This window comes from Algoriphagus vanfongensis DSM 17529, from assembly GCF_000429465.1.
Classification (GTDB): Bacteria; Bacteroidota; Bacteroidia; order Cytophagales; family Cyclobacteriaceae; genus Algoriphagus; species Algoriphagus vanfongensis.
Genome location: NZ_AUBX01000017.1, coordinates 85,306 through 101,231 on the forward strand (window position 1 = coordinate 85,306; position 15,926 = coordinate 101,231).

Genomic DNA, 15,926 nt, shown 5'->3' on the forward strand with positions numbered 1-15,926 from the left:
ATTCTACCACTAATTAATGGATTTCGCAGGAAAAAGTTCGGAATAGGCTTGAAAATCAATCTTCATTCTAGCTCAAACTCGATTTTTTGACTGATGGATCAATGTTCTGAAGTTTTCCTTCTATTTTCGACATATGCATGTGGTTTTCTAACCAATACATTTCCAACTCGTTTGTACTTCCTAATACTTGTCAAAATATCACTCGATGAATATACTTTCTATCCAAAATCTCAGTAAAACTTACCAAAGCGGAAGCAGGAAGCTGACTGTCTTGGACTCCGTCAATTTTGACATCATAGCAGGAGAAACCATTTCCATCGTAGGGCCTTCGGGAAGCGGTAAAACTACCTTGCTAGGACTGTGTGCTGGTTTGGACTCGGCCAGTACGGGTTCAGTGACGCTAAATGGAGAGAACCTCCAAAGCCTCAATGAGGATCAGCGAGCCAAAGTCAGAAATCAACATGTTGGATTTATTTTTCAGAATTTCCAACTGCTTCCAACACTGACAGCATTGGAAAATGTCATGGTCCCTTTGGAACTGAAAAAGAGAAAAGATGCGCGCAAGAAAGCCCAAGAATTGTTGGAAAAGGTAGGCTTGGGAGACCGAGCTACACACTACCCGACTCAGCTTTCTGGAGGAGAGCAGCAGCGGGTTTCTATAGCCAGAGCTTTCGCCAACGAACCCAAAATCTTATTTGCTGATGAGCCTACGGGCAACTTGGATACAGAAACCGGTGAAATGATCGAGAAGTTGATTTTTGATCTAAACAAAGAAGAAGGAACAACCTTGGTACTCGTGACGCATGATCTCGAACTAGCTGCCAAAACCCAGCGAATCATCCATATCAAAGGTGGAAAAATACAGGAGGAAGCCCATGCCTGATTTGTCCTGGATCATCAAAATGGCTTTTCGGGATTTCCGAAAAAACATTTCAAGACTTTTGCTTTTTGTTTCCTCCATCGTGGTGGGAATTGCCGCTCTGGTGGCGATCAGTTCTTTTGGTGAAAACCTGACTGCAGACATTGACAACCAAGCGAAAGAGCTATTGGGGGCTGATTTGGTTTTGGAAAACAGGAATCCTATAGGAGATCAGCCGATCGATTCCTTGGCTTTGCAGACAGCTTCTGAAGTCAACTTTGCCAGTATGGTTGCCTTCCCTCAGACTGGAGCGAGTCGATTGACGCAAGTTCGGGCTTTGGAAGGAGGGTTCCCATTTTATGGTATTTTAGAGACGATCCCAGTGGCTGGAGTTGAGGACTTTCGAAGTGGAGGGAAAAAAGCATTGGTCGAAAAGACCTTGATGGCACAGTTCAATGCAGAAGTGGGCGACCAGATCAAAGTCGGAGAGGTAGAGTTTGAAGTCGTCGGAGAGCTACAGAAAGTCCCAGGTCAGACCGGAATCACGGCTACGGTTGCTCCGGCGGTGTATATCCCAATGGCTTATTTGGAAGAAACAGGCTTGGTCCAGTACGGAAGCCGTGTGGAGTACAATCGCTATTTCCAGTTTGCCGAAGGGACGGATGTAGAGGCTTTGATTGAGCCATTTGAAGATCAGTGGGAGGTGGACCGGGTCGATGCCGACACAGTGGAGGACCGAAAGCGATCCACGGGACGCTCGTTTGGCAATATGTCCAGTTTCCTCAGCTTGGTCGCATTTATTGCTTTGCTATTGGGATGTGTGGGAGTAGCCTCCGCAGTCAATGTATTTGTGAAAGAGAAATTAGCTTCGGTGGCGGTTTTGAGATGTTTGGGAGTTTCGTCTCGGGATGTCTTATTTATTTACCTGACCGAAATTAAGATCATGGGCTTGGTCGGAGCAATACTGGGCGCTACGCTGGGTACATTGCTCCAGTTTGTATTGCCGGTTGTTTTTGCCGACTTTTTGCCAGTTGAGGTGACGATAGGAGTATCTTGGCTTTCGGTAGGCTTTGGTATTGTCACAGGACTTTTTGTTTCGGTACTCTTTGCTCTTTTGCCTTTGCTTAAAGTTAGGAATGTCTCTCCAATGGCTACATTGAGACCTGAGACTGCCGATTCTACCCTTCTGAAAGATCCATTGAGATGGTTGGTGATTGTGGGGATTTTGCTGTTTATCTGGGGATTTAGTTTCTACCTACTGGATTCTCCGATGTTGGCATTAGGTTTTACAGGGTTTGTGGTTTTTGCCTTCGGAATTCTTTGGAGCGTTGGCCAATTGATCATGTGGGCGGTTCGGAAATTTCTACCTATTTCCCTGCGCTATACCATGAGACAGGCTCTTGCTAATCTCTATCGACCCAACAATCAAACAATATCACTCATAGCGACAATAGGACTAGGGACGGCGATGATTTCTACCTTGTTTTTCCTCCAAAATCAACTACTCGAAGAAGCGCGATTTGCAGATAAAGAGGATCAGCCCAATATGCTGATGTTTGATATTCAGACTGCTCAACTGGAAGATGTCAAAGCAAAAATTTCTGGGAGAGAACTTCCAATCATGCAGGAAGTACCTATCGTGACCATGCAGCTCAATGAGATCAACGGGATAGACAAGCAAGCGAATGAAGAATTGCCAGAAGAGGAGGATTACAGTAGATGGCTCTACAATCGGGAGTTTCGTGTTACTTACCGGGATACTTTGATTTCTTCCGAAACTTTGACCGATGGAGAATTGATCCCGGTTGGAGCTCGTGGAGACTCGATCTTTGTAAGTTTTGAGAAAGGATTTGCAGAAGGAAATGGACTCAAGCTGGGAGATGCGGTGGAGTTCAACGTGCAGGGAAGGCCGATCATGACCTATATTGGAAGTTTCAGAGATGTGAAATTCAATCAGGTTTCGACGAATTTTTTGGTTTTATTTCCTGAGAAAGTTCTGGATCAGGCTCCCAAGTTTCATGTCCTGATCACGAAAACCAAAAACGATAGAGAGGCGGCTGATTTGCAGTCAGAAGTGGTAAGGGCGTTCCCGAATATTTCTGTGATCAATCTCGGAACCATCGTGGAGACACTGGAAGATATCATGGGCAAAATCAGCTTTGTGATTCAGTTTATGGCCTTTTTTAGTATCGCTACAGGGATTTTGGTTTTGATCAGTTCGCTGATTATCAGTAAGTATCAGCGGATGCGGGAAAGTATATTGTTGAGAACACTCGGAGCGGACTCAGGGACGGTCAGCAAGATCAATACCTTGGAATACTTCTTTTTGGGCAGTTTGGCTTCTCTTTCTGGAATACTCTTGTCTTTTGCGGCCACCTATCTTTTGGGAGAATTTGTCTTTGAGATGAACTTTAGCCTCGCTTGGAAAGAGGGACTGATCATGTATCTCGCAATCACTGGACTGACCATCGTATTAGGCTGGCTGAATGGCCGAAGAATCATCAATCGACCGCCTATGGAGATTTTGAGGGGAAATAGCTGATTAAAAGACTTAATTCATGATCAAATTCAAAGAATAAAGATGAAATAAGGCATGTCTTGGGAAGCCTAAAGCTCCTCAAGACACGCCCTAAATTGCGAAATGCACAGACCTACCTAGGAAAGTAATAGAATAGAGCTACTGGATGTCTTTCGAGGATTTGCCATTTTGGGGATCTTTGTGGTCAACATCGGAGCTATGAATTCGACTTATTTTACCATGGATGCTTTTGCGAGGCAGTGGACATCCTCCTTGGATTATTGGACAGAGCGCTTTCTCCAATTATTTTTCTATACCAAATTCTTTCCGATTTTTTCACTCTTATTCGGTGTCGGCATTGCCATGCAAGCAAAGAAGTTGAGGGACTTGGGAGAAAAGTCATCGACATTTTTTAGCAGGAGAATGGCTGTGTTGTTTCTGTTTGGATGGATGCATATCACATTCTTATGGTCTGGAGATGTGCTTCATATCTATGCGATTTTGGGACTGCTTAGTGTCTGGATGGTCTCACGGTCAGACTCTTTTCTCCTCACTGGAATATTCTTCTTCTTGCTTTTCCCCTTTTATGATCAGGTTTTAGGTTTTGTCTTGAGGGTTTTGAGCATTGATCCCTATGGTTTTTTAGCGAGCTATTCCGTGGAATCTATAAGAGGTTTGATGCGTCAGGGGAGCTATGGAGATATGATTTTATTTAGGTGGAGAGAATATGTCTCTAATATTCCATTGCTTGTTGGATATCTTATGCCTTTGGCATTTGCCATGTTTCTTTTGGGGATTTACTTGGGTAGAAAGGAAGTATATGCATCTATGGATAAATGGGTTTTACGGATCAGAAAGCCGATGATTTGGGTCCTAATGGTCAGCAATGCTTATCGGCTGCTCTTTCTTTTTCTATTGCCGGAGACAGAGCTTTATCGGACCGAATGGGGTAGGGTAGTTTTTGTCAAGTTGATGGTGATTTCAGATGTAGCCTTTGGATTATTCTATCTTTGGTTCATAGCTTGGTTGTGGTATTTTTCTTCTTTGCAAAAAACAATCAGTCCTCTCCGCTTTGTAGGACGGATGGCCCTGACCAATTACCTGTTACAAAGCCTCATTGGTATGCTTGTGTTTACTTCGGTTGGTTTGGGGATGTTTGAAACTTTGAGTCCTTTTCAAATGACGCTGTTGGCATTTGTTGTTTTCGGCGGTCAAGTAATTTTTAGCAGACTCTGGTTGAGCTATTTTCGATTTGGTCCTTTAGAATGGCTTTGGAGAAAATTGACGTACTCCAAGCGGCTAGTTTGGAAGAAAAACAAATAGAATTGGTCCAATTGGACTATAAGTTGACTTTTGTTTTTATATTCAAAGCTCTTTATCAAACCCAGTTTTAGATCACCGAATTAATGAAGTTTCTTTCTTTCTTTTTACTTGGAATATTGCCTTTTGCGGCTCTGTCCCAAACCCGACCAGCTAACGACCGTCCTAATGTCATCATCATCCTGACAGATGATCAGGGCTATGCAGATGTAGGTTTCAATGGCAGTACCGAAATACCCACGCCGGAAATAGACAGAATCGCCAACAATGGCGTCGTGTTTACCTCTGGATACGTATCGTATGCTGTTTGTGGTCCCAGTCGTGCGGGATTGCTGACCGGAAGGTATCAAGACAGATTCGGCTTTTCCAAAAATCCGCTTTTGGCCCCTAAAGATCCTCAAATGGGCTTGCCACTTAGTGAGGAAACGATGGCTGACTTGTTGAAAAATGTAGGATATACCACTGGAGTCTTTGGGAAGTGGCATATGGGAGCTCACCCAGATCTTATTCCAAATAAAAGAGGATTTGATGAGTTTTACGGATTCCTTTCTGGAGGGCATCGATATTTTCCAGAGGAATATGTGTTGCAAGATCTTACTGAGGCCAAAACCCAAATAGACGGTTACAGGACCAAACTACTCAGAAACACCACACGAGTAGAGGAAACTGAATATCTCACAGATGCTTTATCAAGAGAGGCAGTGGACTTTGTGGAGAGACATCATGAAGAGCCGTTTTTTATCTATCTTTCATACAATGCACCTCACACTCCGCTTCAAGCTACCGAGAAGTATCTCAAAAGGTTTTCACACATAGAAGATAAAAAGCGCCGTACTTATGCGGCTATGGTGAGCGCAGTAGATGATGGAGTGGGAGCTTTGCTGGACAAGCTGGAAGAGCTGGAGATCGATGAGAACACACTTGTTTTCTTTCTCTCGGATAATGGCGGCCCAAGCCCTCATAATTCATCAGATAATGCACCTCTTCGTGGATTCAAAGGAGATTTTTATGAAGGGGGAATCCGGGTTCCTTTTGCAGTGCAGTGGAAAGGAGTGATTCCCGCTGGGATCAAATACGATCACCCTGTGATTTCACTGGATATATTCTCCACAGCCGCTGCCGTTTCCAAAGCGACTCCAAAAAACTCTCTGGACGGAGTCAATCTGGTGCCCTATCTTACGGGAGCTATCCAGGATGTTCCACACGAGGAATTGTTTTGGAGAAACTATAACAATGCGAAATTCGCTGTGAGAACAGCTGATAGCAAGCAGATTACAGTCGGTGAAAAGGTGGAGCTTTTTGACATCCAAAAGGACATCTCTGAGAAAGTCAATCTAGCATCTGAGCAACTCAGCAGGGTAGAGAAACTTCGAAGAATCGTCAAAGAGTGGGAGTCAACTCTGATGGATCCGATTTTTATGGGACTTTCAGAAGGTGCCGAATACAATAAGATCCATCCAGATAGATTTGATCAATGATCCTTTAAGGTTGACGTAGTTGATTTTCCAATATCAACACGCTCGGGATTTCTTCGATTCCTCTGAGGAGTAATTTGGTGTATTCCAGTGTGTTGTGCGAATAGGCTCCCAGTACGATGTCCGGGTCTCCATCTCCGTCGAGATCACCGACATCCATGGTGAGCCATTTGCCCAAGGCAGATTCAGATAGATATTTGGGTGAAAAAGTCATGTTTCCCAAGTTTTCAAATAGTAAAAACTGTTCACTTGGGTTTTCCAGTTCGTCGTAAAAAGCAATCGTAGCGAAGTCCAAGTCGCCATCTTGGTCAAAATCCAAGCACATCGCTTTGGCAGCGCCGTATTGTGGATAAAACCAAGCCTCTTCATACGAGCCGTTTTGATTTTTATAGATTCTGAAGCCATGGTACGGCTTTAGGGTCGATGAATAATCCCAATTGTCTCCATTGCTCAGCAAAATTTCCAAAGCTCCATCTCCATCAAGATCTCGCATTTCAAAATAGCTGGAGCCCATTACTGGCGAAAACCTTAGTAAAATCTCCTCGGGACCAAAGCTTCCATTTCCTTGATTGTAAAAGACTGATAGCCGCTCATTTCCCTGACAAAATAGAGCCACGATGTCCAGCTTTCCGTCTTGATTGAGGTCGTGGACTTCCACTTTTCTCGCTCCAGCTCCTCCCAAAATCAGCGGAGGTGTCTGGAAGTCTCCATCTCTATAGATTGATACATTACCACCGTGATTTCCATAATTGCATAGAATGAAATCTGCTTTGCCATCATTCTCCAAATCGGACCAAATCGCAAAAACAGGTCTAGACAACTGGGTAAGAGATTCTTGCCAGGCATTGGTGGACAAGTTCATTTCATACATAGCCCCTTCTGAAAGGTCACTGGGCGCGATGGAACCAACGCTGATGAAACTGTACTCATTAGGGGCTTTTGGTGCAAAATGGACGACAGGGCTGCTGGTTTGGGGGAGGGTGAAAAGTTCGTCAGTCGGGACTTTGACATACAGTTGCTGACCTGAAGCTTCTCCGATGAAAAGCTCAGATCGCTCTTCATTGATCGCAACCATGCTGGTTTGAGGACCTTTGATGCCGTCTATGAATAGTTTTTTGCTCTCAAAACCTGCCAGAGGCATTGTGGTTTCTTTTGAGTTTTGCGCAGGTAGTTTTTCGGGAGCGGAGGCAGTGTAAAAGTCGATGATGGCCTGAAAGTCTTCCCCGCTTAGCATAGCTTGAGATGGGTAAACTCCCAGCTTTTTGACTTGGGCTATCTCTTTTTCACTTTTATTTTCCCAGATCTTGAGTGAGTCTTGTGCTGCGGCATCTCCCATGAAAGCAGCCATTTGAGGCAAGACCTGCTTTTTCCAGATTTCTTTGGGTAAAAGCTCAGGATCAGGGTAAGCATGGCAAGCAGCGCAATAGGTTTTAGCTAGAGTTTTTCCCTTGAGAATTGTTTCGCTTGAAGTTTGAGCATGGCCAGGCCGGAAAATCCCGATCAGGGATAGACAAAGAAAGAAGCGCAGGGACATTTCAGAACTCAATTGATATCAGGAAATTGAAAGTCTGAAATTATTATGTTTTTGGATAAAAATGAATCAAAAAAATGAGGCTGCTTCAACTAGTATTTAGCATACCAATTGAAACAGCCTCATAAAAATTAAACTGAGCTATTGATTAATAGCCTGGGTTTTGAACCAAGAATCCTTCAATGTTGGAAGCACCATCGATCGCACTTTGAGGGATTGGGAACAATCGCTTGTTCACATCAGAATCCGTCTTTTCAGTCCAAGAGTCTTCATATTTTCCGAATCGGATCTGATCGCCTCTTCTGAATCCTTCCCAGTACAATTCAAATCCTCTCTCACGGAAAAGGATGTCCAGATCTACTTCAGTCAGTGCGGCTGGAGTTTGAGCAGGACGGGCAGTTCTGGAAGTTCTGACAGCATTGATATCTGCCAATGCTCCGGCTTGATCGCCTGTTCTAAGTTTTGCCTCGGCTCTCATCAGGTAGATTTCTGCCAATCTCATCAAGACCAAGTCCACACTGCTGTAGTTGTTACCATTTGGAGAAGTATGACTAAACTGATATTTGGAGCATCTGTAGCCTGTATTGTGAAGTCTTCCTTCGTTGGTGAAATTGACCTCCATGGTGTGATTGACATAGCCTATGTCTTTGTCCGCGGCATTTCCTTTGGTCTGTACTACGGGGTAGATTCTCACGGTGCCATCTCCACATCGGAAAAATGCTCCGTCAGATCCTTTTCTCGGTCCCCATTGTACACCTCTCAAGACTCCACGATCCATTTCGAAATCCGTGTCTGTGATGCAGTAGTAGTTGTCCTCGTCATTGAGTGCATTTAGACCAGTGAGATCTTGGATATCTTCCGGGATGAAATTGTTTTGCTGATAAAATCTCGCATCCACTTCCGCTGGATCTACTTCGTAAGCGTCCATCCAAGTTTGGATAAAATCAGAAGTAAATGCTGGTCCATCTGTACCATCGGCACTCGGATACTCAGGTCTTGGGAACATAGAGCCTGCGATGGACCAATATGCCCAACGGCTATGCTCGTTGCTTAAAACGCCTCTTTGATCCAGTGAGAAAATGATCTCAGCATTGCTGTCGTTGCTGTCATTGAAGAGTTCGAAGTATTCTTCAGAGAAGCTGTATTTGCCAGAATTGATGATTTGGTTAGTGTATTCGATCACCTTGTTCATGTCTTCTGTACTGAAATTTGGCGTGCCGTATGGATCTCTATAGACAGCTGCATTCAGGTGGAGTCTAGCCAAAAATCCATAAACCGCTGCTTGATTGAGGCGACCTGGACCCAAATCAGGGCTGATCAGACTGGCTACGGACGAAAGCTCCTCTTCGATGTATGAGATCGCTTCTTCACCTCTCAGGATGACGGAGATGTCACTGGAAACTTCTTTTTCGAAAGCAATTCCCCAGCTTTCCAACACCAACATGTTGAGATAAGCTCTCAAGGCGATCATTTCATAGAGTGCCGAAGTTGCCTGCTGATTGCCTTCCTCTGCCAATGGGCGAAGTACCTCGATGGCGGATATCGCACGGGAAATATTTTTGGTCAGTTCATTCCAGGAGCTTCCCACTAGGTCATTTCCCGGAGTCATCAAATGCTGGTGAGTGGCAAGGAATTTACCACCATCAAACCAGTCTGTACCTCCTCGGTATGGAAGGATGGCTTCATCTGATGCAATAAGCTGAAGTCCGTAGTAGTTGGTATGGTACCAAACCTGGGACATCTGTCCGTAGGCAGGAGCGATCGCTCCACTGATGGCTTCTGCCTGTCCGGCACCCGTAAGTGATTCATCCAAAATAGGCTCTTCTAGATCTGTACAGGCTGTTCCTGCAAGCATAAGAGCACTTGTGAAAGCTATGTTCTGAATATATTTTTTCATTTTTTTCAATTTTTTTTGTCCAAAAAACTCTGGCTTCAATGATGCTTAAAAGGAGACATTGAGGCCCAATAGGAATGTTCTGGCTGTAGGATACGTGAATCGGTCTATTCCGAAAGTCTGCACTCCACCTGAAGAGCTTCCTGTGTTTACTTCCGGATCAAACCCGGAGTAATCTGTGATCACAAATAGGTTTTGTCCAGTCAGCGAAACTCGAATGCTGCGCACTGCATTGCCCAATCCCAGTACTTCTGGCTGAAGTGTATAAGCAATCGTGGCATTGTTAAGTCTCAAGAAGCTGCCGTTTTCCAAGTACCTGGTGGATACTTCATTGGCATTGGTGATCGCTTCCTCAGGATATTGTACTGCGAAATCCGTTGTGTTGAAAGAAGAAGCAAGGCTTCCTTTTTGGAACAAGGACATCGTAGTGTGGTTGAAAATCTTGTTGCCAGCTGCACCGTTGAAGTTCAACCCAAAGTCAAATCCATTGTATCTCAAGTTAGTATGGAAAGCATACAAGAGATCAGGAAGAGCCGTGCCAACTACAGTTCTGTCATTTTCCAACACCTGTCCGTCACCATTGACATCCCGGAATTCATTCAATCCATCCTCGCCGATTCCGATGAAGTCTTTCATATAAAATGCGCCGATAGGCTCTCCATTGATATAGCCATTGATGGTAGCTCCAGTCTGACCTGCTCCTGATGCAGCACCTGTTGTCAAGACTGCGAATGGAGAATTGACCACTTGGTTTTTGATGAAAGTGGCATTTCCACCCAAGTTAAACTGCAATGCACGTTGAGGATCATTGTTGTAGTCTAAACCGATTTCAATCCCTTGGTTTTGGATCTCCATATCGGGTACATTAGTCCAGTAGGTAGCAGTCGGCTGAATAGGGTCAGCAGGTACCACTTCTAAAAGGATATTTTCAGAAACTTTGTTGAAGTAATCAACCGTACCAGTCAAGCGGAAGTCGAAAATGCTAAAGTCGATCCCGATGTTAGTCTGTGAAGAAACTTCCCACTGAATGTCCGGATTGGCCAATCGGGTGAAAATGGTTCCGTATGGATAGCCATCCAAGGTAGTTGCGCCTGGTACCAGCGGATAAGTGTCATTTCCAGATTTGCTTTCGGTGAAGCTCAATTGGGTGATTTTGGAAGGGATTTCTTGGTTACCTGTCTGTCCCCAGCTCGCTCTCAACTTCAAATTATCAAAGAAGCTATTTTGCATAAACCCTTCTCTGGAGATATTCCAGCCCAAAGCAAAAGAAGGGAAGATTCCGTATTTGTTGTTTTCTCCAAACTTGGAAGAACCGTCTGCACGAAGAGTTGCAGTAGCTAGATATCTACCATCGTAGCCATAGTTTAGTCTTCCGAAGAAAGACTGCAATTCGTTTTCGATAGCATAAGATGAAACAGTTGTTGGCTGCTCCTGAGTACTAGTTTGGTCTTGGTAGATCGGATCTACATCATTGTCTGCAAAACCTGTCAAATTGAAGGCTTGCTGCTGAACGAAAGTTTTTTGGTAGGAATGCCCTCCCAAAATGGTCCCTTCATGTAGGCCAGACTCAAACTTGTATGTCAGGATATTTTCTACCAGTTGATTGGAATTTCGGGTCGTAGAGGAATTCAAAGATCCTAGTTCACTGCCTTCTAGCAAGGCATAGGGTTTCATCTGGATATCTCTGTTAGTGGTAGAGAAGTCCACACCCAAGTTGAGCTTGTAAGTGAAGCCTTTGAATAATTCGATGGTAGGTGAAATATTCGCCAAAATTCTATTGTTGATCGCGACATCCGAGTAGAGTTCATTGCGAACCAATGGATTCATCATATCATCCAAAAGAGTAGGTTCTCCATTGGTATATGCAGGAATGGTTGGGTTCAATTGAAGCATGCTTGTCACAAGCGAACCATTGTCTGGTCGGTAATTTTCAGTGCGTGCCCCGGTCAGATTGTAGTCCATGGTCAGTCTTCCATTCAGCGCCTTTTGAGACATATTTAGTCTGCCGGAGTAGCGCTTCAATTCTGAATTAACCAGTACGCCTTCTAGATCTTCTACGCCCGCAGAGGCATAGTATGAAAACTTTTCACTAGCCGCTCCGCTCATGGAGAAGTTGACATTGTTGGATCTACCAGTTTGAGTCAGGGCATCCTGCCAATCTGTATTTCCGCCTCCATCATAAAGGGTTCCTCCGACGGCAACGACTTGAGACCTGAATTCATCTGCAGAAAACACATCGATTTTATTGGCCATATTGGACCAAGCAGTGGATACATTCAGATTCATCTCTGTCTTACCTTCTTTACCTCTTTTGGTGGTGATCACGATGACCCCGTTAGCGGCTCTGGCACCGTAGATGGCTGCTGCAGAAGCATCCTTTAGGACATCCATACTTTCGATATCCTGCGGATTGATGAAGTTCAATGGATTACTGGCGAGACCGGTAGTCGTATTGTCCAATACAAATCCATCAACCACATAAAGAGGAGTAGTACCGGATCTCAAACTGCCGATACCTCGGATGATTACATCCTGAGCCGCTCCTGGTTCACCACTTGTATTGGTCACATTGACACCGGCTACTTTACCTTGAAGAAGTTGCCCTGGGTTGACTACCACACCTTTGTTGAAATCCTCAGACTTGGTAGAACTGATCGCTCCGGTCACATCTGATTTTTTCTGTACACCGTAAGCCACCACGACCACGTCGTCAAGCTGTGTGATATCAGCAGCGAGCTCTACTGTGAGATTCGTTTGGTTGCCTAGAGTGATTTCTTTGGAGATATATCCGATGTAGGAAAATACCAAAATGTCACCCTCACTGGCATTGATACTAAAGCTGCCATCGATGTCTGTGATGGTTCCTGTCACGGTGCCTTTGATACTCACAGAAGCGCCGATCAAAGCTTCTCCGGTTTCGTCCGTGACGATTCCTTTGACAATAGCTTCTCGGGAATTTTCAACCATTTCTTCCAGCTTCGCCGGAGTTCCGGGAGCCGAAATGGCCAATTGACAGGAAAATCCAAGAAGGATGACCACTGCCATAGTTTTTTGAAGTAAAAATTTCATCATACTGTGTGATTGGTTTTGAGAGTTTTTAATAGAAGTCGGGATCGGAGTAGCCTGTAGAACTTGGGTCTCAAATGACTTCAAGCTTCAAGTTCTCGGTATTGATTTTCTGCTCGGAATAGGAGATAATCAGTGCACTCCAAAAGGGCCCGAATTGTACTAAGTTTTGTGGGTGGTAATTGTGTTGGGGTTAATTTGACCGCAATTTTAGTCCATAGGACACTGTTGGGCGTTCAGTTACAATTACCTTTAGATTAAAAAATGAAGGCAGATATTAAGAAATGTTTTAGTCTTTTGAGACCCCGATTTTCAGATTTTAAAAAGCAGAAGCTTGGCTAGCTGAAAAGCACACATCCATGTTAAGAAAAAGAGAAGAATCTATTCTTCTTGCTGAAGCCGGTAGATCTCTACAGGTCCCAATAGACCAGACAGCGCTGGGCTGTAATCAGACGCATCGAATGGCTGATAGTTGATATTGACAATATTTGCATCCTTGAATTTTTTCCAATTTTTCTCTCCTTTTCCGTCGATGGCAATGATTTGGTTGATGGCCAAATTAGTCACTTCTATCCTCAGTTTGTTTCCGGTTGGTTGAAGGATCCCATCTGGGATTTTCAAATCAAAAGGAACGGACCAAGCTTTTCCGATCAGCTGATCATTGATATAGACTGCAGCAGACTCTCTCACATCACCGAGTTTCAGCAGATGAGCTTCTTTTTCATTCCAGTCAGCAGGGAGATCAAATGTCGTCGCATAGACACCCGTACCTCCGAAAAAAGTGGCTTTCTCGTCGCCTAATTCAGTCCATGAGGTGAGCTCGGAAAGGGTAGTCGATTCCGGTAGTGGGCTATATCTGGGGAGGAAACTCAAATTCCAACCTCCATTCAATTGAAGAGGGGCTCCTGTGGGTATGACGTAGTTCCAGTTTTCTCCTTTTTCAATGGTAGCGGTGGAGGCCTGGATGAAAATGGATTGGCCGGGCGCAAGCTGAAGGTAAAACTGGGTAGTTTGGCCACTGCTAGGACTTAATCGGGCCAGTCCTTTTTCTCCTGAATTAGGGTCATAAAATTGAATGGATTTGGCAGAAAAGGGTAGCTCGATAGAGTCGCTATGAAAGACATTCTTAAGATTGCTCACAAAGTAAATCCGGTCACCATTGCTCTGCCTTTTTCTCAAAAAGCTTAAGCCTTTGGTTGAAAATTCTTCTGCGGAGATGGACCATTCAGCCAAAACTCTCCTGACATCTGAGCTTATTTTTACTTCGTTTAGCTTTTGTAAGTCTTCATTGATTTGAAGAATTTCCTGCTGATTTTCTTCAAAATTCTTCCATCCTGCGACGGATTTGGGTAGGTTGTTATTGAAGAAAATAGGCGCTCCCTGATTTGCAAGTTTTTTTAGTTTTCGAAGCGTCGCTAGTGGGATATACTCCACTTCAGGAATCAGAATGGCCTTGTATTCGCTTTGGCCGGATTGGATTTTTCCGGCTTCTACGGTGAGCTGCTCCAGCAATCTATCAGAGATATAATCAAATTGATAGCCATGCTCCATCAGTTCTTTAGCTAAATAACCCACCGATGTGTCCAAAAGCCATCTTTCTGCATGGTGGACATCTAGCTGAACGATCCCGGTTCGAATATTGGAATTCGCCCAGATATCATGGATGGGGAAATAAAGCAGAACATCCTGATCAGGAAGGCTGTTTTGAAGGAGGTGCTGACTATTGGCTATGTAGCGGTTCAGCAGAGGTATTTCATTCCAAAATCCAGCTTGAGGACCAAAATTGACCGCAGCATAAAACTGCCATCCCGGAAAGCCCTCTTCATAGGGAGAGTAGGGCAAGCCGTGATAAAAAATATGGTTGATGCCATTCAAAAGAAGTTCGTCCACCTGAGGTTTGATCATGGACAGTGCGATTTTGAAATGATCGGCCAGCCAGGTAAAACTTTCTGAGCCAGCTCGCTTTTTTCCCGTCAAGTTGGCGGCTGAAGAAGCAAATTTGTAGGTCAATGGTTCTGGTTTCCCAAAGCGACTTTCATCAAAATCCGGGTCATTTCTGACCAAAGGAATATCAAATCGGCTGGTACCGAAAGCTTCTGTCTGAGGGAGGTCAGCTGCGGCATATAAATCAAGCAAGTTGCCAGGAGAGCCATGGGCCTGATTGCTGAATGCAATTCCTTTGCTTTCGGTCCATTGTCGAAGTGGAATGGTGAATTCCTCCAAAAGCAGGTCGGCAATCGTCTGCTGATAATCTATATAAATGAGTTTTGCATCTAGGGATTCTGGGGACTGCACCAATACGTGGAAGTGCTCCGCAAAGTCATAGCCCCGACGCTTTTTAAATTCTTCCAAAAAATCAGAGGTCCAGTTGGCTCCATAGACTTCATAGCTGTCGTTGAAAAAGGAACGAGGTCTATAATTGCTTTCATTCAAAGCGGAATCGAAGCGAGTCAGCAATTTTTGCAATGCATCTTTGTTCAAATGGTCCATTACAAGTCCTGCGCCTCCTGGGCCTGCACGTTTGACCTTTTGTCCTGTCAAAGTGCTTTTGATCAGGAAGATGTCCCAAGATTGAGTTTTGGGATCGGCTATGGCTTTTGCCCAAGCGATACTGCCGTCACTGGATTTAATTTTGTCCAAATCGGGTGCGACCTTTACTTGGTAAGTTTCTATCTCAAACTTCTTGGCAGCCATCTCTGGACTCACATTGGGACCACCTATGGGCCATCCGGAGCCGATGGAGATATCCACGCCCATGTCTAGGCGAGTAGCTTCCTGAATGGTGTGGTCCAAAAGCTCCAGCCATCTGTCAGAAAGATAGGGGACCTCTTGCCCTTCTTCACCATCCACTCCATAGATCGGAACGATTTCCACTCCTCCAAAGCCTGACTTGCTGAGATCCTCCAGACTATGCGTGATCCCTTCCTCCGTCACGATACTTCCGAGCCACCACCAGCGGGTCCAAGGTTTGGCATTGGAATCTGCAGATGGGGACTGGGAGTGAGCAAAATGGGAGCATATAAAAAATAGAAGTAATAAAGAAAAATACTTTTTCATGGTCAGGTTGGGTTCGAGATTTCCTTGGAACTACAAAGTGTACGATGGATTTAAAAAATGCAAGTGAGACCAATGGTTTTCAACGAGGAAGACAGTATGTCCAAAGTGATAAATACTCGATTTTTATGTATAAGTCATCGATTCCTCGCGATGGGAGAGGTGTTTTGTAGACGAGGGGATAAAAAACCTGAGGGATTGGCCTAGTA

Annotated in this window: 8 protein-coding genes; 4 read left to right on the top strand and 4 right to left on the bottom strand. The window is 44.5% G+C overall.

The window, feature by feature from the left end; all coding sequences use genetic code 11:
* The first annotated feature begins 205 nt into the window (after nucleotides 1-205).
* From G460_RS0117570 to G460_RS22105, 4 genes are all read left to right on the top strand, one after another.
* Entirely contained in the window at nucleotides 206-883 is a 678-nt protein-coding gene (locus tag G460_RS0117570) for an ABC transporter ATP-binding protein (protein WP_026956587.1), read from the top strand.
* Nucleotides 876-3,401 (top strand): ABC transporter permease, encoded by a 2,526-nt coding sequence (locus G460_RS0117575; RefSeq protein ID WP_026956588.1) that lies wholly within the window; start codon nucleotides 876-878, stop codon nucleotides 3,399-3,401. Before G460_RS0117570 ends, G460_RS0117575 begins: the two co-directional genes overlap by 8 nt.
* Nucleotides 3,402-3,596: 195 nt before the next feature.
* A complete protein-coding gene (locus G460_RS0117580; protein ID WP_084421414.1) occupies nucleotides 3,597-4,700 on the top strand; it encodes a DUF418 domain-containing protein in 1,104 nt (367 codons plus the stop codon).
* A gap of 83 nt (nucleotides 4,701-4,783) precedes the next feature.
* The gene (locus tag G460_RS22105) at nucleotides 4,784-6,175 is read left to right on the top strand and encodes a sulfatase-like hydrolase/transferase (RefSeq protein ID WP_035464652.1); all 1,392 of its coding nucleotides are present in this window, start codon (nucleotides 4,784-4,786) and stop codon (nucleotides 6,173-6,175) included.
* Between the two features lie 4 nt (nucleotides 6,176-6,179).
* Here G460_RS22105 and G460_RS0117590 read toward each other — a convergent pair whose 3' ends face one another.
* From G460_RS0117590 to G460_RS0117605, 4 genes are all read right to left on the bottom strand, one after another.
* Nucleotides 6,180-7,706 carry an FG-GAP repeat domain-containing protein gene (locus G460_RS0117590; RefSeq protein ID WP_026956590.1) on the bottom strand — a complete coding sequence of 509 codons (1,527 nt, stop codon included), beginning with the start codon at nucleotides 7,704-7,706 and terminating at the stop codon, nucleotides 6,180-6,182.
* 145 nt (nucleotides 7,707-7,851) lie between these two features.
* Nucleotides 7,852-9,600, bottom strand: a complete 1,749-nt coding sequence (locus G460_RS0117595; protein WP_026956591.1) for a RagB/SusD family nutrient uptake outer membrane protein — start codon at nucleotides 9,598-9,600, stop codon at nucleotides 7,852-7,854.
* Between the two features lie 45 nt (nucleotides 9,601-9,645).
* Nucleotides 9,646-12,669 carry a SusC/RagA family TonB-linked outer membrane protein gene (locus G460_RS0117600; protein ID WP_026956592.1) on the bottom strand — a complete coding sequence of 1,008 codons (3,024 nt, stop codon included), beginning with the start codon at nucleotides 12,667-12,669 and terminating at the stop codon, nucleotides 9,646-9,648.
* A gap of 375 nt (nucleotides 12,670-13,044) precedes the next feature.
* Complete coding sequence (locus G460_RS0117605) at nucleotides 13,045-15,720, bottom strand: glycosyl hydrolase (protein ID WP_026956593.1); 2,676 nt, start codon at nucleotides 15,718-15,720, stop codon at nucleotides 13,045-13,047.
* Between the last annotated feature and the right edge of the window lie 206 nt (nucleotides 15,721-15,926).